Raw genomic sequence first — 23,825 nt, 5'->3', positions numbered from 1 at the left:
GCGGACGCGCACGCCGTCAGGCGCGCGCCCGCCCCTGCCTTGCACAGTTGGCGCGCGGCGCCGTCGCCGCCCAGAACACCAATGCCGCCACGCTGATGCCCGCGCCCAACGCGCAAACGCCCAGCCACCCGGCGCGCGCATACACGGCCGTCGCGGCAATGGAGCCCAGGCCGCTGCCCACCGCGTAGAACACCATGTAGCCCGCGACCAGGCGGCTGTGCGCCTGCGCGCTGATGCTGAAGATCATGGCCTGGTTGGTCACGTGCAGCGCCTGCGCCGCCAGGTCCAGCACCAGCACGCCCAGCGCAAGCAGCCACAGGCTGTGGTCCAGCAAGGCAATGGGGACCCAGGCCACGCACAGCAGGCCCAAGCCCAGCGCGGTGGTGCGCTGGCCGTGCCCGGCGTCGGCCAGACGGCCGGCGCGCGCCGCCATCAGCACGCCCGCGACGCCCATCAATCCGAATGCCCCCACCGCCGTGTGCGACAGCGAATGCGGCGGCGCGCTCAGCGGCAGCACCAGCGCCGTCCAGAACGCGCCGAACGCGGCAAACATCAAGAGCGCGATCATGCCGCGCACTCGCAGCACGCGCTCGGTCGCGAGAAGCGTGAAGACCGAGCGCAGCAACGCGCCATAACCCAGCCCGGCCACGGGCAGGCGCCGCCGCGGCAGCCAGCGGGCCAGCACCAGCGCCAGCACCGCCGAAAGGCAGGCCGACACCACGTAGACCGCGCGCCAGCCCCACAGATCCGCCAGGGCGCCGGCCAGCGTGCGGGCCAGCAACAGGCCGATCACCACCCCGCCCTGCGCCGCGCCCACCACGCGCCCCCGCTCTGCCGGTGCGGCCAGGGCCGCGGACAGCGCAAGCAGACCCTGCGTCATCGCCGTGCCCAGCAAGCCCAACGCCACCATGCCGGCCAGCAGCCAGGGCGAACTTGCCGACGCCGCCACCGCCGCCAGAGCCAGCACCAGCAGCGCCAGCTGCGCCAGCATCAGTCGCCGCCGGTCCAGCAGGTCGCCCAGCGGCACGACAAAGAACAGTGCCAGCGCGCAGCCCAGTTGCGTGGCCGTGACAACGATGCCCACCGCACCCTCATCCATGTGGAACTCGCGGCCGATCGCATCGAGCAGCGGCTGTGCGTAATACACGTTGGCAACGCTCAGCGCGCAGGCCGCAGCCAACAGCAGCACCAGCGCGGGCGGCATCGAGGGTGTCTCGTCGTATCCCGGCGCGCGGGATCGGGCGGTTAGCGTCATGATCTATCTGGTTTTATAACGAAACCAGAATGCTAGTTTATGAGGTTTTATAATGCAACCAACTTCACCCTCAGCCAGCGCAAGGAGTCCGCATGGTCAAACGCACCAGCCTTGAAGGCGCCGCCTGTCCGGTTGCCCGCTCGCTCGACGCCATTGGCGATTGGTGGTCGCTGCTTATCGTGCGGGACGCTTTCGACGGCCTGCGCCGGTTTGGCGAATTCCAGAAGAATCTGGGCATGGCAAAGAACATCCTGAGCGACCGGCTGCGCACGCTGGTCGCGCACGGCATCCTGGCCGTCGCCCCGGCGTCCGACGGCAGCGCGTATCAGGAATACGTGCTGACGGAAAAAGGCGAGGCGCTGTTTCCGGTGATCGTCGGGTTGCGCCAATGGGGCGAGGACCACTATTTCGGGCCGGACGAGCCGCACTCGACGTTGATCGATCGCCAGCGCGGCCAGCCGGTGCAACGCATGGAGATCCGCGCGCAGGACGGCCGGCCGCTGCGCCCCGGCGACACGGTCGTGCGCAAGGTGGCGCAAGACAGCCGCTAGGCCGCGGCAGGCCAGCGCCCCGTCGCCAATGCCGTGGGCGACCAGGCATCGAAGCGCCAGCGCAAGGCCAGCGCGCCGGGCCGCCTGACCACCCGGCGCACATGCACGCGCCACAGGCGTTCGGCCCCCTCAAAGGCCGAGATCTCCGGGCTGTCCAGAATCACCTCCGCCCTTCCCGTCAGTTGCAGCACGTCGCCGCGTTCGAAGTCGATGAACAGCAGCCCCGCGACGGGATTGGCGGCCAGATTGCCCAGCGTGTTGAAGAACCGGTTGCCCGAGAAGTCCGGAATGGTCAGCACATCGCCATCCACCCGCACGAAGCCGGGCTTGCCGCCCCGGTGCGAGACATCCACGGCGCGTCCGCCCACGCTTTCATCGCGGTCCGCATAGCTGGCCACAAAGAAGGTGTCGGACGCCGAGATCAGGGCGCGCGCCGCGTCGTCCAGCCCCGCGCGCTCCTCCCGCGCGGCGGCAAAGCGCAACGACGGCGAACGCGCAAAGAAAAAATCCCGCGACTGGATGTACTGCGGACAGTTGCCAAACGACTGCGCCACCGCCACGTCAAAGCGCTTGCCGTCCCACGCCGCAATGCGGCCATTCATGCGGTTGCGCCGGCGGGTGTGCAGCTCGATACCCAGCAATCCCACCGGCTTGCCCAGTCCCATTCCCGCGCGCAACGGGTCGTCCGCGTCCGGCATGGCAGCGATGCGCAACGTGTGCGGGTCCGGCGACAGGGCAAAGCCCGGCTGCCCTTCCAGGATGCCGGCCCAGGGATCGCCGTGGTCGTCGACCGCGCCGGCCACCACGAACGGCAACTGCGCGAAGAATTCGCGGTGCTGATCGGGCATGTAGTCACGGATGACCTTGCGGCCGACCATGTCCATGCGCGCGGCAACGCCTGCATGGGCCTGCAGTTGCAATTCACCCGCGTGCCAGGGCGACGGCGGGGTGTTTTCGGGAAGGTTCATGGCAATGTCCTCGCGGTCGATTGGCGGGAATCAGGCGGCCAGCAGGCCCACCGGCGACGATTCCATGGGAACGAAGCGCGGCAGGTTCTCGATGCGGCTCAGCCACGCGCGGATCCGCGGATAGTCCGCCAGCGACACGTTGCCTTCAGGCGCATGCGCCACGTAGGCATAGCAGGCCACATCGGCGATGGTGGGCTCGCTGCCGGCCAGGAAGTCGCGCTGCGCAAGTTCGCCTTCCATCACGGCAAGCAGCGCATGCGCGCGCGCCAGCGTGGCGTCGACATCCAGCGGCGCGCCAAACAGGGTCACCAGGCGCGCCGACGCCGGACCGCCAGCCAGCGGCCCGGACGCCACAGACAACCAGCGCTGCACGGCCGCGGCGCCCGCCGCATCCTCGGGCAGCCAGGTCCCGCTCCCGTAGCGCTTGGCCAGGTACACCAGGATCGCGGTCGAGTCGGCCACCACCACGCCGTTGTCGTCGATGACAGGCACCTGGCCGAAGGCGTTGAGCGCCAGGAATTCGGGACGCTTCTGCTCACGCTGACGCAGATCCACGTCGATGCGTTGGTGCGGCACGTCCAGCAGCGACAGCATCAGCGCGACACGATGCGCGTGGCCGGAAAGCGCGAAGCTGTAGAACTTGAGCGGAGCGGCGGCTTGCGCCGGGGCGGATTGCGAGGAGGTGGATGACATCGGAGGCTCTCAGGTGGATTCGAGCCACCATCTTGAGCCTGCCCGCGCCAATGGAGAACGGCCGGCGCCGGCAAGACACTCTTGCCGGAAATGAAATAAACCGGTCAGGCCGGCAGCGCCGCCAGGTCGCGGCGCAGCGCCTCGACACAGAAATCGACAAAGCTGCGCACCTTGGCCGAGCTTTTGCGCCCTTCCGGATATACCAGATGGACGGGCACGGGCGGCATCTCGAAGTCGCGCAGCACCACCTGCAAGGCGCCGCTGGCCAGGTGCGGGGCCACCTGATAGGACATCACCTGGGTAAGGCCCCAGCCTTCCCGGGCAGCCGCCACGGCCGCCTGGAACGAGGTGACGGTCAATTGCGACTGCATGTTCATGCGAAGGCTCTGGCCGTCCTGCAGGAATCGCCATTGCGGCCCGCGGCCTTCCATGGCCGCGGTGATGGTGCAGAAGCGATGCAGCGATTCGGGGTCGGCCGGCTCGCCATGGGCGCTCAGGAATCCCGGCGCGGCGCACACCACCCGGCGCACATGACCCACCGGCACCGCCGTCAGCGACGAGTCCGGCAGCGCGCCGATGCGCACGGCCACGTCGATGTCCTCGTCCACCAGGTTCACCACGCGGTCCACCAGCAGCGCGCGCAGCGACACCTGGCGATGCCCGCGCAGATAGCCCAGCACCGTCGGCATCACGTGCAGCTCGCCGAACAGCGCGGGCGCGGTAATGGACAGCGCGCCGCGCGGCACCGCCATCGCGCCCGCCGCGGCGTCATCGGCCTGCTCGACCTCGTCGAGAATGCGGCGGCAATCGGCGGCGTAGCGCTGGCCGGCCTCGGTCAGGCGCAGGCTGCGCGTCGTGCGCACCAGCAGCAAGGCGCCCAGGCGGCGTTCGAGCGCGGCGACGCTGCGCGTGACGCTGGGCGCGGACATCTCCAGCCGGCGCGCTGCCGCGGCAAAGCCGCCCGCGTCGGCAACCGCAAGAAATACCGTCATTTCATGGAATCGGTTCACGGCGGGGCGCACTCCGTAGTCTGAAAACGCGAACGCCGCACACGGGCGGCGACGTCAATGTACCCGCTCGTGCGCATCCTGTCCCGCCGCACGTGCGCGCACCATGGATGCCGCACGCGGCCGGCCACTAGCCTTGGAAGGCCTTGCGCAACCATGCAAGGAATGCCTTGACGGGCGGATGACGCTCGCGCCCCGGCGCGCACAGCGCAGTGTAGGCCGCGCCCGGCACCCGGACCTCGGGCCGATAAGGCGCCAGCGTGCCCGCGGCCACGCTGTCGGACACCATCACCGAACTGGCCAGCACCAGGCCCTGCCCGGCAATGGCGGCCTGCAGCGCGTAGTGTTCCTCGGTGTAGGCGTGCTCCGCCACCGGCCGCTTCCATGCCGGCAGGCCGGCGGCTTCGCACCACGCCTGCCACCCCTGTTCGTATAAGGGCGAGTCGCGCCAGCGCACCGTCACCAGGGCCGGCGCCCGCCGGCCCGCACGGGCAACCTGCGCCGGCGCGCCGTATACCCCGAACCATTCGGGCAGCGCGCAGGCCGCGTGCAATGCGGGATAGCGCGCCCGGCTGTAGCGGATGGCGACGTCCACGCTGGCGTCCTTAAGCAGGTCCACCGGGTCGGGCGACGTATCCAGACGCACTTGATACTGCGGGTAGGCCTCGTGAAAGCGCCCCAGCCGGGGCACGAGCCACAACGCCGCAAAGGAATGCGTCGTGGACACGGTGAGCGCGCCGGATTCCAGCGCGGGCCGCAAGGCGTCCAGCGTCTGCGCCACGTCCAGCAACGCGCCGTGCACGCCGGCAAAGAGGCGCGCCCCCTGGTCGGTCAGCCGCACGCCTCGCGGAACGCGATCGAACAGCGCGCACCCCACATGGCGTTCCAGTGCCTTGACCTGATGCGACACCGCCGTCGGGGTGACGGACAGTTCGGCCGCGGCCAGCTTGAAACTGCGCAGCCGCGCGGCGGCCTCGAACGTGCGCAGCGCAGTGACGGGAAGCGTGGCGAACATAGGCGACTCCTGGGATGAACAGGATTCATCTTAGTGAAGGAATCGTCAGTTGTCGCGGCCCTGCCTGGAGATCAGTATTACCTATCCGAATGTAGTTCCAGCATTTCACCAAGGAGCCAAGAATGAATTCAAATCACCCAGAACAGCGACTGCTGATCCTGGTGGGCAGCCCGCGCCGCAATGGCAACAGCGCGGCGTTGGCCCACGCCGCGCGCCAGGGGGCGCAGGCGGCTGGCATTTCGGCCTCCCTCTTTTTCCTGGATGACTACATCCAGGGCCTGCTGCCCGATCTGCGCCATGCCAAACCGCCCGCCGACCGGTACGCCGAACTTTTCCTGGACCATTTCCTGCCGGCAGATGGCGTGCTGTTCTGCACGCCCATCTACTGGTATGGAATGTCGGCGCAGACCAAGGCGTTCTTTGACCGATCTTTCAGCCACTACGCGGGTTCCGGCCCCGAACCCGAACGCGTCAAGGCACGCATGGCCGGTAAGCGGCTCGGACTGACGGTGGCGTCCGAAGAGACCTATCCCGGCGCGGCGCTGGGCATCGTGCATCAGGTGCAGGAGTTTGCGCGCTACACGCATTCCGACTTCGTGGGATATGTGCACGGCGCGGGCAACCGGCGCGGCGAGGTGGCGCTGGATCCGCGGCGCCCGCTGGCCGCCGCGCAGGCGCTGGGCGCGGAATTCTTCACGCGCAAATATTCGGATTACCGGCTTGAAACGCCCCGCAGTCACAACGTCTGGGAGCCCACCGCGCCGGCTCTCACCAGCACGCCGGGCGGACTGCCGTAAACCTGCTTGAACACCCGCGTCAGGTGCGCCTGATCGGCAAACCCCACCGCCTGCGCCGCGTCCGCCAACGGCAAGCCGCCGCGCAGCAGCACCCGCGCGCGCGCCACGCGCCAGTTGCGCAGCCATGCCTGCGGCGGCAATCCGTAACGCCGCGCAAACTGCTTGACCAGCGTGGTCCGATGACGATCCTGCGCCTGCGCCAGCGCTTGCAGGTCGGGCGCGCAGGACGGATCCGCGGCCATGCGCGCGTGCAGCATGGCGCAGACGTCGGTGATGCCGGACAGGTCATCGGAGGGAGGTGCTGCGGGCATACCGGCGGCGGGCGTACCGGCTTCGGGCATACCGTCATCGGGCGTCCCGCTTTCCACCAGCGCCTTGCCGTGCGCGGCCAGCGTGCCGAACAGGGCCGCAGACAGGCGTGCGCTGCGTTCGGCGGGCGCGATCTCGTCGGGCGTCAACGCCTCCAGCCATTGCGCGCACAGGGCGGCATCCACGATCACCGGTCCCGCCAGCCGCGCGCCCTGCGCATGCAGCGCGCGAGCGTGGTCCTGGAACCAGGAAGGATCGATGTACGCCATGCGATACGCGAGCGGTCCGGCGGCCGTGCCGCCCGTGTGCACCTGTCCCGGCGCGATCACCACCAGTTCGCCCGCACAGGCGGCGTGGGCCTCGCCCTGTACGGTGAAGTCGCACCGGCCATGCTCGATGGCGCCGATGGACCAGGCGTCGTGAAAATGCGGCGCGTACCGGTAGGCGCGCAGGTCCGCGATCAGCACGTCGCCGGGCAGCCCCGCGCCGCAATGCCAGATGTGTTGAGAAACCGCCATGTTGCGCCAGCCAGTCGCGGCTATCCGAAGTAATGCCCGTCCGATGTCAGCGAACGGGCCAGGAGCCACGCATTGCGAGGATTTTCGCCGACGCGGCGGATGGCATACGGCCACCAGTCCGCGCCAAACGGAAGATAAACCCTGACGTTATAGCCCAATCCGCGCAGCGCAATCTGCCAGTCCGGACGCACGCCGTAGAGCATTTCGAATTCAAATCCCTCGGCGGGCCAGCCGCGCTCGCGCGCCAGATCGACGATGGCCCCGGCCAGCCGGTCGTCGTGCGTGCCGAAAACCGGGTAAAAGCCCGATTCGCGGGCCTCGCGCGACAACATGATGGACGCCGCGTCGAGATAGGCCTGGTCGATGCGCGCGCGCCCGGCGTGGTCCAGCGCACGCTCGGGGAAAGCGCCTTTCACCAGCCGCAGCGATGTGCGCTGGCGGATCGCCCAGACCAGATCCTCGGGCGTGCGCCGGCGCCGCGCCTGCAGCGTAAGGCCCGCCGGCAGGCCCTCGGCCAGCAGTGTCCGGTGCAGCGCGCACGTGCGGTCGCGGATGCCGGAATCTTCCATGTCCAGCACCAGCCAGTCCCGCCCCGTGTCCGAGACGGCCTGCACCGCCCTGCCGATACGTCGCGCGTTTTCCTCGCCCAGGGCATCGGCGTGCATGTAGCCGATGGCCGTGGGGTCGACGGAGACATGCACGTCCAGGCCCGCGCCCGCCAGCGCCTGGCAGGCATCGATGGCTTGCCCGACGTTGTGGTCGATGGCGGCGCGATCCGCCACGTACTCGCCCAGATAGAAGAGCGACGCGCGGATGCCGTGCGCCTCGCGCAGTCTCACGGCGGTGCGCACGGCTTCGTCCACGCCGGCGCCGCCGACAAACCGGCGCGCCAGCGATGTCCGGGCGGCCATCGCCCGCATCGCCTGGCCGACCGCCGGGCTCCGGGCCAGCGCAATTGTGGTCTTTTGAATAATGCTCATCGCCTCACCGCGCAAAGCGGCCACTATGCGTCGGCGGCGGGCGCCTGTCTTGAACGCCCGTGAATGGCGGGGCTACGCCTTGCCGGCCGCCAGCGCGCGTCCGGCGCCAAACAGCGGCCGCTGCACGGTCTGCGCCAGCAGCACGCCCGCCAGCGTGACCGCGCCGCCCAGGATGTGATAGCGCTGCAGGTGCTCGCGCAGCATCACGAAAGCGGCCAGCGCGGTAAAGAGCGGCAGCAGGTTGATGAAGATGCTGCAGCGGTTCGGGCCCAAGCGGTGCACGCCTTCGATCCACAGGTACGACAGCAGCACCGACGAGAAAATGCCGGCGTACAGGATCAGCGGAATGGTATTGGTGTCCAGCGCGGCCTGGGCGGCCGGCACCCGCAGGTAGAGCGGAAGCATGTAGATCAGCGCAAAAATCGACTGCACGAAGGTGGACTGCCAGGCGGGCACCGGCACCTTCCAGTGGCGCAGCAGCACGCCGTACAGCGCGTACGACAACGCGGCCAGCAGCATCAGGCCATCGCCCACATGCACGCCATGCTGGAACACGCTCAGCATGTCGCCCTGCCCCACCAGATACAACAGTCCGAGGAACGACAACGCCCCGCCTGCGGCCATGCCGACCGTCAGCGGATCGCGCAGGATCACGACGCTGCCCAGCATGCTCAGCAGCGGAATCAGCGCCGTCAGGATGGCCATGTTGGTGGCGGTGGTGGTTTCGGCCGCCCGGTACGACAGCGCCTGGAAAACCGCCGACGACAGCGCGCCGTACAGCGCCAGCTTCGGCCAGTGCCGCAGGATGACCCTGCGATTGCGCCACGCGGGACGGGCCGTGAACAGCCCCATGAGGAACAGCGCCAGCAGCAGGCGGTAGAAGGTGATGGCGGTGGGAGAGATGGCGCTGGCGGCCATCTTGGAGACGATGACGTTGCCCGCCCAGAACAGGATGGCGAACAACGGAAACAGATAGGACATGGTGGAAGGCTCGAAGGAGGGATCGGCTCCTTCGCGCCCGCAAGAATGCGGTCTGGCGAAGGAGTGATCGTCATCCTATTGAGCCCGCGTCAGCCCGTCTGCCGACGAAATGGCACGTGCTATCGCAAAATGGACATTGCCCTTGCCGGCGCCGCGTTCACGCTTCGAGGTTCAGGGCTTGAACGGCGCCGGATCCAGCGGCAGCTCCAGGCCGCCCATTTGCGCCGTCAGCAACGCCGCGCTGCCGCAGGCCAAAGTAAACCCCAGCGCGCCCTGCCCCACGTTCAGCCACAGATTGTCGGCTGCCGGGCTGCGGCCGATCAGCGGCTTTCCGGTGGGCGTGGCCGGGCGCAGGCCCGCCCACGGAATGGCCTGGCGCAGGTCCAGCTGCGGGAAGGCTTCGAGCACCTGTTTTTTCAGCAGGCCGACGCGAGCGGGGTCGATGTCGGCGTTGTTGCTGCCGATGTCCACCATGGCCGCGATCCGCAGCACGCCACCGACACGGGCGTAGACGATGCGCCGTTCGTAGTCGGTCACGCTGATGCGCGGCGCCACAGTGTCGTCGTCTGCCAGCGGCACGGTCAGGCTGTAGCCCTTCAGGGGGTACAGCGGCACGTCGTGGCCCAGGGGCCCAAGCAAGGCGCGGGTACCGATGCCCGTGGCCAGCACGACGGCGTCGGCGCCGATGTCGCCGTCGCGCGTGTTGACCGCGACGATGCGGCGGCCTTCGCGCTGCAGGCCGGACACCGGGTTGGACATGGCGCACTGCACGTTGCCCAGGCTTTGCAGGCGGTCGAACAGCGCTTCGGTGAACTGGCGGCAGTCGCCGGCTTCTTCGCTGGGGGTATAGATGGCGCCCGCCAGGCTGGCGCCCATGCCGGCCAGCGCCGGTTCGCGCGCCACGGTCTGGGCGGCATCGAGCACCTGCTGGTCCGCGCCGTGCGCCGCCTGGTACGCCACCAGCGCGCGCGCCTTTTCCAGCAGGTCGGGGCTGCGGTAGGCGATGAGCTTGCCGTTCTTCAGGTGGCCGAACGCCAGGTCTTCCTGTTCCAGCAGCGAGTGCATGACATCGCGGCTGAGGTAGGACAGGGTCAGCATCTGGGCGGTGGACGCCTTGGCGACCGACGCGCGGCAGGCCAGCGCAAATTGCAGGCACCAGCGCCACTGATGCGGGTCCAGGCGGGGCCGGAACCGCAGCGGCGAATCATGGCGCAGCAGCCAGCCCGGCACGCTGGGCAACACGCCGGGCCCGGCCAGCGGCGCCACATAGCTGTAGCTGAGCTGACCGCCATTGGCATAGCTGGAGACTTCCGCCGGGCGGGGCTGGCTGTCGACCAGCACCACGTCATGACCCTGGCGCGCCAGGAAATAGGCCGACGTCACACCGACGACGCCGGCGCCAATTACGCAAACGCGCATACCGTTATCCAAGTAGACCGCGAACACGGCCATTCTGTAACGGCCGCCCCCGCGCCGGCAAATGCCAAACGCCGCAGGGGCCATAACCAAACATCATGTCCCCGATTCAGGCGACGCGGTGCAGCTTGATGATCGCGGCGGCGGTCGGTTCCCGGACCAAATCGGCCAGCGTGTAGCCATTGAGGGTGTCGTAGAAGGCCTGCAGCGTCTGCGCCAGCACGCCCGACAGCCGGCACACGCCGTCCAGCGCGCACGGGGGTTCGCGGCAATCGATGAGGGGACCCTGCTGCTCGAGCTCGCGCACCAGATCACCGACACGGTATTCCGTGGCGGCGCGGGCAAGGCTCAGCCCGCCCCCCTTGCCGCGCGTGGTGCTGACCCAGCCGCGCTGCGACATGAAATGCACGACCTTGACCAGATGATTGCGCGACAGGCCAAAGCGGTCCGCGATCTCGGGGATCGTGACGGCTACGGACCGGTCGCGGCATTGCGTCAGGTACATCAGGACGCGCAGGCCGAAGTCGGTGAATCGGTTCAGTTGCATGGTGTGAAGGACACGTGGACCCGGCGGCCCGGAAACGTCGGGCCGCCAGGATACACCGGTCAGCCGGCGACGCCGCCGGTGCCGAAGGCCTCGGCGTGGATGCGGTCTTCGGTCACGCCCAGCCCCAGCAACGCCTCGCGCTGCGCACGCATGAAGGCCGCCGGGCCACACAAGTAGTAGTCCGCGCCCGGCACGATGGCCTCGTCGCGAATGGCGTGCAGATCGACGCGCCCCTGGTGATCGTAGTCGCGGCCGGCCTGGTCGCCGTGGCCGACCTCTTCGTAGAACACCGCCTTGCGCACGTTGGCGCGCTTTGCCGCGATGTCGTTCACGTGGTCGCGCATGGCGTGCACCGAACGATTGCGGCAGCCGTGCACGAAGCGGATCTGGCGCGCGTCATTGGCATGCACCAGATGGTTCAGGATCGACACCATGGGCGTCAGACCCACGCCGCCGCTCAGCAGCACGACGGGCGCATCGCCGTCCTCGCGCAGGTGGAAATCGCCCTGCGGCGGCGCGACGTCCAGCACGCCGCCTTCTTCCAGGCGGTCATGCAACGCGTTGGACACGCGGCCCGCCGGCGTCTGGTCGCCCGCCGGTTCGCGCTTGACGGAGATGCGCAGGCGATCCTGGCCGGGCGCGTCCGACAGGCTGTATTGGCGCGGCTGCATCAGGCCCAGTTCCGGCACGAACACGCGCACGGACACATACTGGCCGGGCTGGTAAGCCGGGACCGTGCCGCCGTCGGCCGGGGCGAGGTAGAACGAGGTGATTTCGGCGCTTTCGGGCTGCTTGCCCACGACGCGGAACGCGCGCCAGCCGGTCCAGCCGCCGGGCTTGTTGGCCGATTCCGCATACAGGCGGGCCTCTTCGGCGATCAGCAGGTCGGCCAGTTGGCCGTACGCCGCCGCCCACGCGTCCACCAGTTCGTCGGTGGCGGCTTCGCCCAGCACCTCACGAATGGAAGCCAGCAGATGCTTGCCCACGATGGCGTAGTGCTCGGGCCGGATGCCCAGGCTGACGTGCTTGTGCACGATCCGCGTCACCACCGGCATCAGCACCGAGGGATCGTCGATGTGCTCGGCATAGGCGGTGACCGCGCCGGCCAGCGCGTGCTGCTGCGCGCCGCCCGCCTGGTGGGCCTGGTTGAACACGTGCTTGAGTTCCGGGTTGTGCTGGAACATGCGCGCGTAAAAGTGCTTGGTCAAGGCGACGCCATGGACCTTCAGGACGGGGGCCGTGGCTTTGACCAGCTCGCGGATTTGGGGGCTCAACATCAACTGCTCCTTGAATGGCGAACAGGATCGCCTTTAAACATATATTCATAATACATCTTTAAATGCGAGCGGCGAAATGTCAGGGCGGTTTCAAGTCGTATCGGGCGGCCAATAACCTTGTATCAGGACATCAGGCAACTGACAGCCGGCCGCGCCGGTCCACACGGGTTGCGCCAAGTCCCCAGCTGATCCCTCTGGGGCCTGCCACACCACCGAGGCCATCCAGCCGGCGCCCACCCGATAAGAGCAGGCCCGCCAGCGTCCCGGCGGCGGGCGCAGCGCCAAACCGGACGGCGCCGGACACAAGCCCACCGATGCCATGTCAGCCGGAAAATCCAGGCCGGCGGCCTTGATGAAGGCCTCTTTCAATGTCCATAGCTGGTAGAAGCGGAGCAGGCGCGCCTCGTCGGGCAGCCCTGCCAACAGGTCGCGTTCGGCGGACGAACACACCCACTGGGCCAGCCCCGGCACGTCGCGCGGGGAGATTGCCTCGAGGTCGGCGCCGACTTTCCAGCCTGCCGGGGCGGTGGCCACGATGGCGTGGCCGTTGCTGTGGCTGAGCGAGGCCGGGCGGGAATCGGGCTGGCGGCTGCGCACGTCATGCAACAACGCGCGGCTGGCCTTCCAGTCGCGCAGCGCCTTGCCGCTGCGGATCGCGGCCGCTCGGGCAGCGTCTTCGGCGGACAGCTGCTCGGAGCTATATAGAGAGGCGGCGCTTTGATCCGCCCACCAGACTAAAAGTTCCTGAATATCCAACGGAGAACGTAACTATTTAGAAAATAATGCGAGAAATCTAAGCCAATTTGTGTGATGTGTAACTATTCAAAACAGTTTGAGCCGAGTTTGCCATAGTAGAATCGCGCGCTATGTTGACGTTCTCCATCGCGCATTGGCAAGGTTGGACACCAGGATTTCAAGACCCGAGCAGTTGGCAGCACTGGGCGGAACACCCATATTGCCCCCTCGGAGATCAGGCCGCCGCCCGCCTCGACTTCTTGCCCCCCATGCAGCGCCGCCGCCTCAGCCCTCTGGCTCGCGGGGTGTTCGCGTGCGCGTGGCCGCTTGCCGACGGATACCCGGACATGCCGTTCGTCTTTGCCTCGCGGCACGGAGAAACCACGCGCAACTTCGGACTGCTTGAGTCGCTCGCGGCGGACGAGCCGCTGTCGCCCACGGCCTTTGGCCTGTCGGTTCACAACGCGATAGCCGCGCAATGGTCGATCATACGCCGCGAAACGGCCGAGTCCGTGGCGCTGTCCGTCGAGGACGACGGCCTGGAGCACGCCTTCCTCGAAGCCGCGCTGCTGTTCGGCCAGGGGCATGGCAACGTGCTGGTGGTGCTGGCCGAGGAAGTGCCGCCGCCCCCGTACGCGCCCTGGGTGGGAGACGCGCCGTTTTCCTACGCCGCCGCGTTCCGCCTGTGCCCGGGCACGGACTGGGCGCTCTCGATGGGTCCGGCTGGCAACAGTGGTGCGCCGCCGCAAGTCTGGCCCAATCCGCTGAATCTGGTTCGCCACCTGACGCTGCAGACCCGAAGCTGGCGGCACGCCAACCGCAGCCGCCAATGGACCTGGACGCGTAACGCATGACCTCCCCGGCTCAAGTTCGTCAAGATTTCTGGCTGTGGCGCCTGGTCGCCACCGGCATGGCCTTCACCATGTTCGGGGTGGGCGGCGTGCTGCTGCGCCTGATGGTGTTTCCGCCCCAGCGCCTGCTGCCGGGCGACCGCCAGGACCGCCAACGCCGGGCCCGCTGGGCATTGAATGGCACCTTCAGGCTGTTCATCCGGTTCATGGTGCGCGTGGGCATCCTGACCGTGGAATTCAAGGGCGCCGACCGCCTGGGCCGACCGGGCCAGATGATTCTTGCCAACCACCCGTCGCTGCTGGATGTGGTGTTCCTGGTCGGGCATGTCAAGAACGCCAACTGCATCGTCAAGCATGGCCTTGCCACGAATCCCTTCACCCGCGGCCCCGTGGCCAATGCCGGATACATCACCAATGACGAAAGCTTCGACATGTTCGACCGCGCGGCTGATGTGCTGCGCAATGGCGAAACGCTGATCGTCTTCCCGGAAGGCACGCGCACGCCGCCGGACGCCATGCCGCAGTTTCATCGCGGCGCATGCGCCATTGCGCTGCGCGGCGCGCAGGTCGTGACGCCGGTCGTGATCCGGATGAATCCGCGCAGCCTCACCAAGGGCGAGCCCTGGTACCGGATTCCGCCCTCGCGCATGCGCTATGTCATCGAGGTCGGTGAAGACATCGACCCGGCGACCTGGAGCCAGGCGCATCCGCTGCCGATCGCCGGCCGCAAGATGAATGCCTACCTGCACGCCTATTTCGAAGCCAAGCTGGCGCCGCAGGCGCAGCAAGGCGCCCCAATGAACGCGCCGCCGCCCACGGCGGCGCAAGTGGAGTCAACGCTGGATGAATCAACTGGAACTTGAGCTCAAGACGCTCGTCATCGAGTCCCTCGGGCTCGAAGACATCACGCCCGACGACATCGACCGCGAAGCCGCCCTGTTCGGAGACGGACTGGGCCTGGATTCGGTCGACGCGCTGGAACTGGGCCTGGCGCTGCAAAAGCGTTACGCCATCACCATCGATCCCGAAACGCGCAACATGCGCGAGCATTTCGCCAGCATTGCCAGCCTGGCGGCATTTGTCACTGCGCAACGCCGCGACTGACGCATACGGAGTCACCATGCACACCCGCGACGAAATCTTCAACACGCTGCGCGGCGCCCTCGTCGAACTGTTCGAAATCGAACCGGAACGGATCACGCCCGACGCGCATTTGTACACCGATCTGGAAATCGACAGCATCGACGCGATCGACCTCATCGACCACGTGCGCCGCCAGACCGGCCGCAAGCTGGACGCCAACGACTTCCGCACGGTCCGCACCGTCGAAGACGTCGTGCAGGCCATGTGGCAAAAGCAGGACCCGGCCGCATGAACCGTGGCGTTGCGGCCGCCTTGGCCGCCGCCGCAGTGGCTTACCCCTTCGTCGTGTACGCGATGCTGGGACGCGTGAACGCCGCCTGGCTGGCCTTGCCGCTGGCGCTGTTGTGGCTGGCCCGCGGCCTGACCGCGCGCGCCGCGCAGCCCGGCGACAAGCTGCTGCCCGCCGCCGCACTGGTCTTCTGCCTGATCCTGGCGGTAACCAATTCCGAGAGCTGGCTGCGCTGGTATCCCGTGCTGGTCAACGCCATGATGCTGGCCATTTTCGGCATGAGCCTGCGCGCCGGACAGCCCGTGGTGGAACGTCTGGCGCGCCTGCGCCACCCCGATCTGCCGCCCGAGGGCGTGCGCTACACCCGCAACGTGACCCGCGCCTGGTGCGTGTTTTTCGCCTTGAACGGCACGATCGCCGCCGCGCTGGCGGCCTGGGCGCCGTGGAACTGGTGGGTCGCCTACAACGGCTGCGCCAGCTACGTGCTGATGGGCATGATGGCCGCCGGCGAATGGCTGGTGCGCCCCGCCGCCGCGAAGGCCGCCTGAAGCCATGGCCTGGACGCCCCTGCCCCGCCTGCTGATGCCCGCCCCTGGCGGCATGGAGGCCGCCATCGCGGATGGCCCGGCGATCACCCGTGAGGTCTTTGCGCGGAACGCCCTGTCCGTGGCGGGCGCGTTGCGCGCGCGCCCGGTGCGCCGCGCCGCGCTGTGGTTCGACGACGCGGTGGAACTGGCCTGCGCGCTGTTCGCGTGCTGGCGCGCGGGCGTCGTGGCCGTCCTGCCCGGAGACAATCAGGGCCAGACCTGCAACGGCCTGGACGGCACGGTCGATGCGTGGCTGACTGACACCGATCTGCCCGTGCCTGCCGGGCGGCAATGGCGGCTGGCGGACCTCTTGGACCAGCCGCCGCTCGCGCCGGCCGAATTGGATGCATCGGTGACGCTGGTGCTGTGCACATCGGGGTCCAGCGGCGCGCCCAAGTACATCGTCAAGCAATGGCGCCAGCTTGCGGCGGAGATCGACGCCTTGCAGCGCCAATGGCCCGACACGCACACGCCGGTGCTGGGCAGCGTGTCCGCCCAGCATATGTATGGCCTGCCCTTTCGCGTGCTGTGGCCGCTTTGCGCGGGCCGCCAGATCGACCGCCGCCAGCGGCTGTACCCCGAAGACCTGCAACAGGCCAGCCTGCGCTTTCCCACATTCGCCTGGATCGCCAGCCCCGCGCTGTTGCGCCGGCTGGGCCAGCGCCTGGACGCGGCGCAGCTGCGCGGGCGGCTGACGCGCATCCATTCGTCGGGCGGCGCGCTGCCGCTTGACGTATCCGACGACATCGAACGTTCGCTCGGACTGCGCCCCACCGAGATCTACGGCAGTTCTGAAACGGGCGCGGTCGCCTGGCGCACCGGCGACACCGACTGGCAGCCGCTGCCGGGCGTCAGCGTCGACCTGAACGACGCAGGCGCGCTGCGCGTGTCGTCGCCCTGGGTGCAGTCCAGCGAGGCGCAGACCGCCGATGGCGCCGAGCTCACAGCGACGGGTTTCCGGCTGCTCGGCAGGCTGGACCGCATCATGAAGATCGAAGACAAGCGCGTGTCGCTGCCCATGATCGAACACGCGCTGATGGAACATGCCTTTGCGACCGACGTCCGGCTCGGCAAGGCCGCCGGCGCCACGCGCCTGGCCGCGCTCGTTGCGCTGTCGGCCCACGGCCTGCATGCACTGCGCAACCAGGGCCGCAAAGCCGTGGTGGACGCGCTGCGGGGCCATCTGGCCGCGCGCTTCGAATCGCTGGCGATTCCGCGCACCTGGCGGCTGCTGCCCCACCTGCCCGCCAACGCCCAAGGCAAATTGCCGCAAGCCGACTTCGAGGCCGCGGCCGGCCCGCGCCCCGTGGCGCCCGCCGCCATCCCGGCCGGCCTGCCCGGACAACCGGACAACGAACGCCGCTATACGCTGGACATTCCCTACGACCTGGCTTACTTCAGCGGACACTTTCCCGCGGCGCCGGTCGTGCCGGGCGTGGCGCAGATCAGCTGGGCCATGTCGCTTGCCCAGCGCGACCTGCACCCCGGTCTGAACTTCGCGGGCATGGAAGCGCTGAAGTTCCAGCGTCTGCTGCGTCCGGGCGACGCCGCCGTCCTGACGCTGAAATGGGATACCGCCAAACAGAAGCTCTACTTCACGTTCACGGTGAATGACGCGCCGTGCTCGTCCGGGCGCATTCTCCACGGAGCAAGCCATGACGCCGCATAAGCTGTGCGCTGTCGTGCCCGTGTACAACCACGGCGGCACCGTCGCCGCGGTCGTCGCGCAGCTTGCCGCGCAAGGCCTGCCTTGCGTCCTGGTGGACGACGGCTCCGCGCCCGCGTGCGCCGCCGTGCTGGACGGCTTGGCCGAACAGCCCGACACCCACCTGGTACGCCGCGCCGTCAACGGCGGCAAGGGCGCCGCAGTGCAGGATGGCTTGCGGGCCGCGCTGGCATTGGGATACACGCATGCCCTGCAGGTGGACGCCGACGGCCAGCATGCGCTGCAAGACATCCCGCTATTCGCGCAAGCCTCGCGCGAGCAGCCGGACGCCGTGATCTGCGGCGCGCCCGTGTACGGCGACGACGTGCCGCGCAGCCGTCTCTACGGCCGCTGGCTGACCCGTGTGTGGGTCTGGATCAACACCCTGTCGCTCGACATCCCCGACGCCATGTGCGGGTTTCGCGTGTACCCGCTGGCAGCCGTGCTGCCGGTGATCGACGGCGCCCACGTCGGCCAGCGCATGGACTTCGACATTGCCGTGCTGGTGCGGCTGCACTGGCGCGGCGTGCGCATGGCCTGGCTGCCGACGCGCGTGGTCTACCCCGAGGGCGGCATTTCGCATTTCAAGGGCCTGCAAGACAACGTGCTGATCAGCCGCATGCACGCGCGCCTGTTCTTCGGCATGCTGGCCCGGTCGCCGGCGCTGTTGTGGCGCCGCCTGTCCCGGAGCGCCCAGCCATGAGCGTGGCCGATCCGCATTGGGCCGGGCAGCGCGAACGCGGCAGCCCCGTGCTGATGCGCCTGACGGCATGGGCCGCGCGCAGGCTGGGACGGCGCGCGGTCGCCCCCGTGGTCTGGGTGGTGGTGCTGTACTTCTACGCGTTTGGCGCCCGCGCGCGGCGCGCGATCGCGGTGTACCAGTCTCGCGTGGCGGCCTCCGGCGAACTGGCCGCTCCGCTGCCGCGCGCCCTGCCCGTGTACCGCCAGTACCTCGCCTTCGCCACCGCCATTCTGGACAAGCTGGACGTATGGCAGGGCAAGATCACGATGGCGCGTCTGGATATCGCGGACCCGGACGGCCTGCATGGCCAGATGGGCCACGGCCGCGGACAGATCCTGGTGGGCTCGCACCTGGGCAACCTCGAAATCTGCCGCGCGCTTGCGGAGCAGACCGGCGCGCTGCGGCTCAATGTGCTGGTGCACAGCAAGCACGCCGTGAACTTCAACCGCCTGCTCGACGAGGCCGGCGGCGGGCTGCGCATGATCCAGGTCAGCGAGCTGGATGCCGCCGTCATGCTGGATCTTGCCAAGCGCCTGGAGCGCGGGGAATGGCTTGCCATCGCCGGCGACCGTGTGCCGCTGCGCGGCGACCGCACGGTACCCGTGCAATTCCTGGGCGCCACCGCCCTGTTCCCCCAGGGCCCGTGGCTTCTGGCGGGCCTCTTGGGCTGCCCCGTGAACCTGCTGCGCTGCACCCGCCACGGCGGCCGCTATCGCGTCTCGATGGAGCGCCTGACCGAGCGCGTCGAATGGACGCGCGCGACCCGGCAGGCGCAGATCGCCGTCTGGACCCAGCGCTATGCCGACCGCCTGGCCGCGCATTGCCGCGACGCGCCGCTGCAGTGGTTCAACTTCTACCCCTTCTGGAAAGACGATGCGTAAACGTGGCGCGATCGGCGCGCAAGTCGAAATCCGTGTGCCCTTCTTCGATGTCGATTCGATCAACGTCGTGTGGCACGGCCATTACGTCAAATATCTGGAACAGGCGCGCTGCGAACTGCTGGACCGGATCGGCCACAACTACGACGCGATGCGGGCAAGCGGCTACGCCTGGCCGGTGATCGACCTGCATCTGCGCTACGCCCAGCCCGCGCAGTTCGGCCAACGCCTGGTCGTGCACGCCGAACTGGTCGAATGGGAGCACCGCCTCAAGATCAACTACCTGATCCAGGACGCGGCCACGGGCCAGCGGCTCACCCGGGCCACCTCCGAACAGGTCGCCGTGTGCCTGGCCAGCCGCGAAATGCAGCTGACCTCGCCCACCGTCTTCGTTGATGCGGTCCAACGCGCCCTTCAATCCCTGGAGACCGCGACATGCGCCTGAACCGATTTCTCTTTCTGCTGGCGATGGCGCTGCTGCCCTTGAGCGCCCGGGCGTTCGACCTGAACGCCCTGCAACAGCAACTGCGCGCCACGCCGATCGTGCGCGGCCAGTTCGTCCAGCAGAAATTCCTGCGGTCGCTGCCCCAGCCCCTGACCAGCCGCGGCGACTTCACGCTGGCGGCGGGCAAGGGCTTGTTGTGGCGCTTGCGTACGCCCATCGTCCAGGACCTGCGCATCAACGCCGACGGCATCGCGCGCCGCGACGAATCGGGCGCCTGGCAGGCGCTGCCCCAGCACACCGGCGCGGGACGCGAGAACCAGCTGTTCCTGTCGGTCCTGGCTGGCGACACGCGCGGGCTCGAAGAGAACTTCGACCTGGCGCTGACGGGCGAGGCAACCGGCTGGAAACTGACGCTGACGCCGCGGTCGGCGCTGCTCAAGCAGATCTTCAGCACGATCCAGATCGACGGCGGCGCGCTGGTCGATCGCATCGAATTGCGCGAGACGCAAGGCGACCGCAGCGTCCTGCAGATGACGGGCGCGGTCGCGGCCGACGCGCTCACGCCCGAGGAACAGCGTGCCTTCTCGGACTGAACGCTGGCTGCCCCGCCTCTTCAAGCTGGGGCTGCTGCTGGTGCTGCTTGCCGGCGCCTGGCAATGCCGCAATGGCTGGCCGGTGTCGGCCAACCTGATGGAGCTGGTGCCGCAAAGCGCCAGTGACGCCACGCGCCAGCTGGCCGAGGCCCGCATCCAGGAACCGCTGTCGCGCCAGCTCATCGCGCTGGTGTCTGCCCCGGATGACGCCGACCCCGCGCAGCCGGCGCGCCTGCTTGCCAAACGCTGGTCGGACAGCGGCCTATTTTCGGTCGTGCAGGTGGAAGTCAATGTGGACCTGGCCGCCCTGCGCGAACAACTGCTGGCCGGCCGCCTGGCGATGCTGCCGCTGGCGGACCGCCAACTGCTTGAGACGGATCCCGCCGCATTCGCACAGCGCCGCGCGCGCGAGCTGTCCGATCCGTTCTCCTCGTCGGGCCTCGTGCCCGCCGATCAAGACTGGCTGGGGCTCACGCGCCGCGCCGAGCAATCACTCAGGCCCGGCGGACCCGTGCATTACGACATGGGCTCGGGCACGCTGCAGGCGCAGCAGAACGGCAAACGCTGGGTGCTCGTGCGCGCCGAGACGCGCGGCGACGCGTTCGATGCCGATGCGCCGCAACGCATCGCCACGCAGATCGCCAAGGACCGCGAGGCTCTGCAGGCCGGCGGCGCCCAGATGCTGGTGGCGGGCGGCGCGCTGTACGCGGCCGCCGGCAAGGCGCAGGCGGTCGCCGAAAGCAGCTGGATCGGGTCCGGCGCCACGATCGGCATCGTGCTCGTCCTGCTGCTGGCGCTGCGCCGCTGGCGCGTGCTGCTGGCCTTCGTGCCGGTGGCGGTGGGCCTCGTGACCGGCGCGGTCGCGTGCGTCGCGGTGTTCGGCTCGATCCACGTCCTGACGCTGGTCATCGGCGCCAGCCTGATCGGGGTGGCGGTCGACTTTCCCATGCACTGGCTGGGCAAGCGCTTCGGGATGCCGGACTGGCAAGCGTGGCCCGCGCTGCGCCGCGTGCTGCCCGGTCTGACGATCAGCCTGGCCGCCAGTCTGGTGGGCTATGTCGCGCTGGCGTTCACGCCGTTTCCGGCGCTGACCCAGACCGCCGTGTTCTCGGCGGCCGGCCTGCTTGGCGCGTATGCCTGCACCGTGTGCCAGCTTCCGGCGTGGATGCGGGGCTGGCAGCCGCGCCCCTGGCTGCCGCTGCTTCACTTTGCCCAGGCCGCGCTCGCCACGCGCGAACGGCTGGGCGCCCGGCGCGGCGTTCTGTGGGCCGGCGCCGCCGTCCTGGTGGCGGTGACGGCCGGCGGCATCGCGCGGCTGGGCATCCAGGACGATCTGCGTCAATGGCTGAGCCTGCCGGCGCCGCTGATGCAGCAGGCCAGGCAGATCGGCGAGATCACCGGTTTTGTGCCCACAAGCCAGTTCTTTCTGGTGCGCGCCCCCGATCCCGACGAACTGCTGCGCCGCCAGGCGCGGGTCGCGCAAGCGCTCGACACGCTGGTCCAGCGGGGCGGCCTGGCCACCTACAACGCGCTCAGCCAGCTCGTGTCGCCCGCCGCCGACCAGCAGGCCCTGGGCCGCCGCCTGGCCGAGCTGGCCGGACAACCGCAAGTGTGGAAGCCCATGACGGACCTCGGCATTCCGCTCGAGGCCGTGACGCAGGAGCTGCAGTCGCTGGCGGCGCTGCCGGTCGTCACCATCGATGGCGCGCTGCAAGGCCCGCAGGCCGAACGCTGGCGCGCGCTGTGGCTAGGCCAGCACGACGGCGAGTACGCCGGCATGATCTCGCTGCTGGGCCTGACCGATCCGGCCGCGCTGCCAACCATCGCGCAGGCCGCGCCGGGCGTCACGCTGGTCGACCGCAGCGGCGAGCTGAACCGCATGTTCGCCGCCACGCGGGTCGAAGCCGCCGAACTCAAGCTGCTGTCCTACGTGGCCGCGGCCGTGCTGCTGCTTCTGACGCTGGGACGCGCCGCCACCTGGCGCATCCTTGCCGTGCCGCTGGCGGCCACCGCCTGCAGCCTGGCCGCGCTGGGCTACCTGGGCCAGCCCTTGACGCTCTTCAGCCTCTTCGGCCTGCTGCTGGTGTCGGCCATCGGCGTGGACTACGCCATCTTCATGTACGAGCGCGTCGCTGGCGCCGCCGCCAGCCTCGTCGGCATTCTGCTGGGCGCCGTCACGACGCTGCTGTCTTTCGGACTGCTTGCCCTCAGCCACACGCCCGCCATCGCCAACTTCGGGCTGGCGGTGGCCCTGGGCGTCGCCTTTTCGCTCCTGTGGGCGCCCTGGGTCGGGCCGCCCCGGCGGGCCTGACACCTGCCTCTTTCACCAAGGAATCATGGAAATCTCCAGCATGGAACATCGGGAAGTTGTGGTTATCGGGGCGGGCCCCGCCGGCGCCGTTGCCGCGGCGCTGCTCAAGCGGCAGGGACATGACGTGCTCATGCTGGAGCGCCAGCAGTTCCCCCGGTTCTCCATCGGCGAAAGCCTGCTCGCGCATTGCCTGGAATTCGTGGAAGAGGCCGGCATGCTGCCCGCCGTCCAGGCCGCGGGCTTCCAGGTCAAGAACGGCGCCGCGTTCGCCTGCGGCGACGCCTACACGTACTTCGACTTCCGCGACAAGTTCACCGCCGGGCCGGGCACGACCTTCCAGGTGCAGCGCGCGCATTTCGACAAGGTGCTGGCGGACGACGCCGCGCGCCAGGGCGTCGAGGTGCGCTATCAGCAGGAAGTCACCGCCGCGGACTTCGGCAGCGCCGGGCCCTTGCTGGACGTGCGCCGTGCGGACGGCAGCGCCTACCAGGTCAAGAGCCAGTTCGTGCTGGACGCCAGCGGTTACGGCCGCGTGCTGGCCCGTCTGCTGGACCTGGAACGCCCCTCCGGCCTGCCGCCCCGCAAGGCCATCTTCACCCACATCGAAGACCGCATCGACGATCCCGGCTTTGACCGCGAGAAGATCCTGATCACGGTTCACCCCGAAGAGCGCGGCATCTGGTATTGGCTGATTCCCTTCTCCAACGGCCGCTGCTCGTTCGGCGTGGTGGGCGGCGACGACCTTTTTGGCGGCCCCGGCGAGGACCTGATGACCACGTTGCGCGCCATGGCCGATGCCGCGCCCAACCTGAAGCGGGTCTTGAAGAACGCCGTCTGGGACACACCGGCCAATACCATCGGCGGATACTCCGCCAGCGTCACCCGCCTGCACGGCCCCGGCTACGCCCTCTTGGGCAACGCCGCGGAATTCCTGGATCCGGTGTTCTCGTCCGGCGTCACCATCGCGCTGCGCTCGTCCAAGCTGGCCGCGGACGCCTTGCACCGGCAACTGGGCGGCGCGCAGGTGGACTGGCAAGCCGAGTTCGCCGACCCGCTGATGATCGGCGTGGAAACCTTCCGCGCGTATGTGCAGGGCTGGTACACCGGCGAATTCCAGGACGTTGTCTTCTATCAGCAGGCGCAACCGGAAATCCGCCGCATGATCAGCTCCATCCTGGCCGGCTACGCCTGGGACACGGCCAATCCCTTCGTCGCCAACCCGCAGCGCCGCCTGCGCATGCTGAGCGAGCTGTGCCGCAGCGGCGACAGGCTCGCCCAGCCCGCCTGAACCC

26 protein-coding genes are annotated in these 23,825 nt (G+C 68.8%); 14 read left to right on the top strand and 12 right to left on the bottom strand.

Annotated features, from left to right (window positions below; translation table 11 throughout):
• Positions 1-16 precede the first annotated feature (16 nt).
• Positions 17-1,255, bottom strand: coding sequence for an MFS transporter (locus LN047_RS09955; protein WP_373981643.1), 1,239 nt, complete (start codon positions 1,253-1,255; stop codon positions 17-19).
• A gap of 92 nt (positions 1,256-1,347) precedes the next feature.
• Here LN047_RS09955 and LN047_RS09950 point away from each other — a divergent pair, with 92 nt between their 5' ends.
• The gene (locus LN047_RS09950) at positions 1,348-1,806 is read left to right on the top strand and encodes a helix-turn-helix domain-containing protein (RefSeq protein WP_226848750.1); all 459 of its coding nucleotides are present in this window, start codon (positions 1,348-1,350) and stop codon (positions 1,804-1,806) included.
• On the opposite strand, the gene LN047_RS09945 is transcribed toward LN047_RS09950, so the two are convergent.
• The 4 genes from LN047_RS09945 to LN047_RS09930 all read right to left on the bottom strand — a co-directional run bounded on the left by LN047_RS09945 (position 1,803) and on the right by LN047_RS09930 (position 5,489).
• Positions 1,803-2,774, bottom strand: coding sequence for a pyridoxamine 5'-phosphate oxidase family protein (locus LN047_RS09945; RefSeq protein WP_373981642.1), 972 nt, complete (start codon positions 2,772-2,774; stop codon positions 1,803-1,805). The two genes, LN047_RS09950 and LN047_RS09945, sit on opposite strands and share 4 nt — an antisense overlap.
• Positions 2,775-2,804: 30 nt before the next feature.
• Positions 2,805-3,467, bottom strand: a complete 663-nt coding sequence (locus LN047_RS09940) for a glutathione S-transferase family protein (protein WP_373981641.1) — start codon at positions 3,465-3,467, stop codon at positions 2,805-2,807.
• 104 nt (positions 3,468-3,571) lie between these two features.
• Positions 3,572-4,477, bottom strand: a complete 906-nt coding sequence (locus LN047_RS09935; protein ID WP_373981640.1) for a LysR family transcriptional regulator — start codon at positions 4,475-4,477, stop codon at positions 3,572-3,574.
• Positions 4,478-4,604: 127 nt separating this feature from the next.
• Entirely contained in the window at positions 4,605-5,489 is an 885-nt protein-coding gene (locus LN047_RS09930) for a LysR substrate-binding domain-containing protein (protein ID WP_373981639.1), read from the bottom strand.
• Positions 5,490-5,611: 122 nt separating this feature from the next.
• Between LN047_RS09930 and LN047_RS09925 the strand changes: the two genes are divergently transcribed.
• Positions 5,612-6,286: a flavodoxin family protein gene (locus LN047_RS09925; RefSeq protein WP_373981638.1), complete on the top strand. Its 675-nt coding sequence runs from the start codon at positions 5,612-5,614 to the stop codon at positions 6,284-6,286.
• Here LN047_RS09925 and LN047_RS09920 read toward each other — a convergent pair.
• The 7 genes from LN047_RS09920 to LN047_RS09890 all read right to left on the bottom strand — a co-directional run bounded on the left by LN047_RS09920 (position 6,226) and on the right by LN047_RS09890 (position 13,070).
• Entirely contained in the window at positions 6,226-7,113 is an 888-nt protein-coding gene (locus LN047_RS09920) for an AraC family transcriptional regulator (RefSeq protein WP_373981637.1), read from the bottom strand. The two genes, LN047_RS09925 and LN047_RS09920, sit on opposite strands and share 61 nt — an antisense overlap.
• 20 nt (positions 7,114-7,133) lie before the next feature.
• Entirely contained in the window at positions 7,134-8,093 is a 960-nt protein-coding gene (locus tag LN047_RS09915) for a proline dehydrogenase family protein (protein ID WP_373981636.1), read from the bottom strand.
• A gap of 72 nt (positions 8,094-8,165) precedes the next feature.
• Positions 8,166-9,074 carry a DMT family transporter gene (locus LN047_RS09910; RefSeq protein ID WP_373981635.1) on the bottom strand — a complete coding sequence of 303 codons (909 nt, stop codon included), beginning with the start codon at positions 9,072-9,074 and terminating at the stop codon, positions 8,166-8,168.
• A 171-nt stretch (positions 9,075-9,245) separates the two neighbouring features.
• Positions 9,246-10,493: a D-amino acid dehydrogenase gene (locus LN047_RS09905; protein ID WP_373981634.1), complete on the bottom strand. Its 1,248-nt coding sequence runs from the start codon at positions 10,491-10,493 to the stop codon at positions 9,246-9,248.
• A 106-nt stretch (positions 10,494-10,599) separates the two neighbouring features.
• Positions 10,600-11,037, bottom strand: coding sequence for an Rrf2 family transcriptional regulator (locus LN047_RS09900; protein ID WP_373981633.1), 438 nt, complete (start codon positions 11,035-11,037; stop codon positions 10,600-10,602).
• 59 nt (positions 11,038-11,096) lie between these two features.
• The gene (gene hmpA / locus LN047_RS09895) at positions 11,097-12,314 is read right to left on the bottom strand and encodes an NO-inducible flavohemoprotein (RefSeq protein ID WP_279212920.1); all 1,218 of its coding nucleotides are present in this window, start codon (positions 12,312-12,314) and stop codon (positions 11,097-11,099) included.
• Positions 12,315-12,404: 90 nt separating this feature from the next.
• Positions 12,405-13,070 carry a 4'-phosphopantetheinyl transferase superfamily protein gene (locus LN047_RS09890; protein ID WP_373981632.1) on the bottom strand — a complete coding sequence of 222 codons (666 nt, stop codon included), beginning with the start codon at positions 13,068-13,070 and terminating at the stop codon, positions 12,405-12,407.
• 110 nt (positions 13,071-13,180) lie between these two features.
• Between LN047_RS09890 and LN047_RS09885 the strand changes: the two genes are divergently transcribed.
• From LN047_RS09885 to LN047_RS09830, 12 genes are read left to right on the top strand one after another with little or no spacing between them, the layout of a single operon-like run.
• Positions 13,181-13,903 carry a beta-ketoacyl synthase chain length factor gene (locus LN047_RS09885; protein WP_373981631.1) on the top strand — a complete coding sequence of 241 codons (723 nt, stop codon included), beginning with the start codon at positions 13,181-13,183 and terminating at the stop codon, positions 13,901-13,903.
• The gene (locus LN047_RS09880) at positions 13,900-14,763 is read left to right on the top strand and encodes a 1-acyl-sn-glycerol-3-phosphate acyltransferase (RefSeq protein ID WP_056316024.1); all 864 of its coding nucleotides are present in this window, start codon (positions 13,900-13,902) and stop codon (positions 14,761-14,763) included. The genes LN047_RS09885 and LN047_RS09880 overlap by 4 nt, the downstream gene beginning before the upstream one ends.
• Positions 14,744-15,004 carry a phosphopantetheine-binding protein gene (locus LN047_RS09875; protein ID WP_056316022.1) on the top strand — a complete coding sequence of 87 codons (261 nt, stop codon included), beginning with the start codon at positions 14,744-14,746 and terminating at the stop codon, positions 15,002-15,004. The genes LN047_RS09880 and LN047_RS09875 overlap by 20 nt, the downstream gene beginning before the upstream one ends.
• A gap of 16 nt (positions 15,005-15,020) precedes the next feature.
• On the top strand, positions 15,021-15,275 hold the full coding sequence (locus LN047_RS09870) for an acyl carrier protein (RefSeq protein ID WP_056316019.1): 255 nt from the start codon (positions 15,021-15,023) through the stop codon (positions 15,273-15,275).
• On the top strand, positions 15,272-15,820 hold the full coding sequence (locus tag LN047_RS09865) for a hypothetical protein (protein ID WP_373981630.1): 549 nt from the start codon (positions 15,272-15,274) through the stop codon (positions 15,818-15,820). The genes LN047_RS09870 and LN047_RS09865 overlap by 4 nt, the downstream gene beginning before the upstream one ends.
• A gap of 4 nt (positions 15,821-15,824) precedes the next feature.
• Positions 15,825-17,528 (top strand): AMP-binding protein, encoded by a 1,704-nt coding sequence (locus LN047_RS09860; protein ID WP_373981629.1) that lies wholly within the window; start codon positions 15,825-15,827, stop codon positions 17,526-17,528.
• Positions 17,515-18,267, top strand: coding sequence for a glycosyltransferase family 2 protein (locus tag LN047_RS09855; protein WP_373981628.1), 753 nt, complete (start codon positions 17,515-17,517; stop codon positions 18,265-18,267). Before LN047_RS09860 ends, LN047_RS09855 begins: the two co-directional genes overlap by 14 nt.
• Positions 18,264-19,187 (top strand): glycosyl transferase, encoded by a 924-nt coding sequence (locus tag LN047_RS09850; RefSeq protein WP_373981627.1) that lies wholly within the window; start codon positions 18,264-18,266, stop codon positions 19,185-19,187. Before LN047_RS09855 ends, LN047_RS09850 begins: the two co-directional genes overlap by 4 nt.
• Positions 19,180-19,629 (top strand): acyl-CoA thioesterase, encoded by a 450-nt coding sequence (locus LN047_RS09845; protein ID WP_373981626.1) that lies wholly within the window; start codon positions 19,180-19,182, stop codon positions 19,627-19,629. Before LN047_RS09850 ends, LN047_RS09845 begins: the two co-directional genes overlap by 8 nt.
• Positions 19,620-20,222: an outer membrane lipoprotein carrier protein LolA gene (locus LN047_RS09840; RefSeq protein ID WP_373981625.1), complete on the top strand. Its 603-nt coding sequence runs from the start codon at positions 19,620-19,622 to the stop codon at positions 20,220-20,222. Before LN047_RS09845 ends, LN047_RS09840 begins: the two co-directional genes overlap by 10 nt.
• The gene (locus tag LN047_RS09835; RefSeq protein WP_373981624.1) at positions 20,206-22,533 is read left to right on the top strand and encodes an MMPL family transporter; all 2,328 of its coding nucleotides are present in this window, start codon (positions 20,206-20,208) and stop codon (positions 22,531-22,533) included. Before LN047_RS09840 ends, LN047_RS09835 begins: the two co-directional genes overlap by 17 nt.
• Positions 22,534-22,558: 25 nt before the next feature.
• Positions 22,559-23,821, top strand: coding sequence for an NAD(P)/FAD-dependent oxidoreductase (locus LN047_RS09830; RefSeq protein WP_373981623.1), 1,263 nt, complete (start codon positions 22,559-22,561; stop codon positions 23,819-23,821).
• The last annotated feature ends 4 nt before the right edge of the window (positions 23,822-23,825 follow it).

It is taken from the genome of Achromobacter sp. JD417 (assembly GCF_041879325.1).
Taxonomy (GTDB): domain Bacteria; phylum Pseudomonadota; class Gammaproteobacteria; order Burkholderiales; family Burkholderiaceae_B; genus Achromobacter; species Achromobacter mucicolens.
This window is presented reverse-complemented; position numbering and strand designations above follow the sequence as displayed.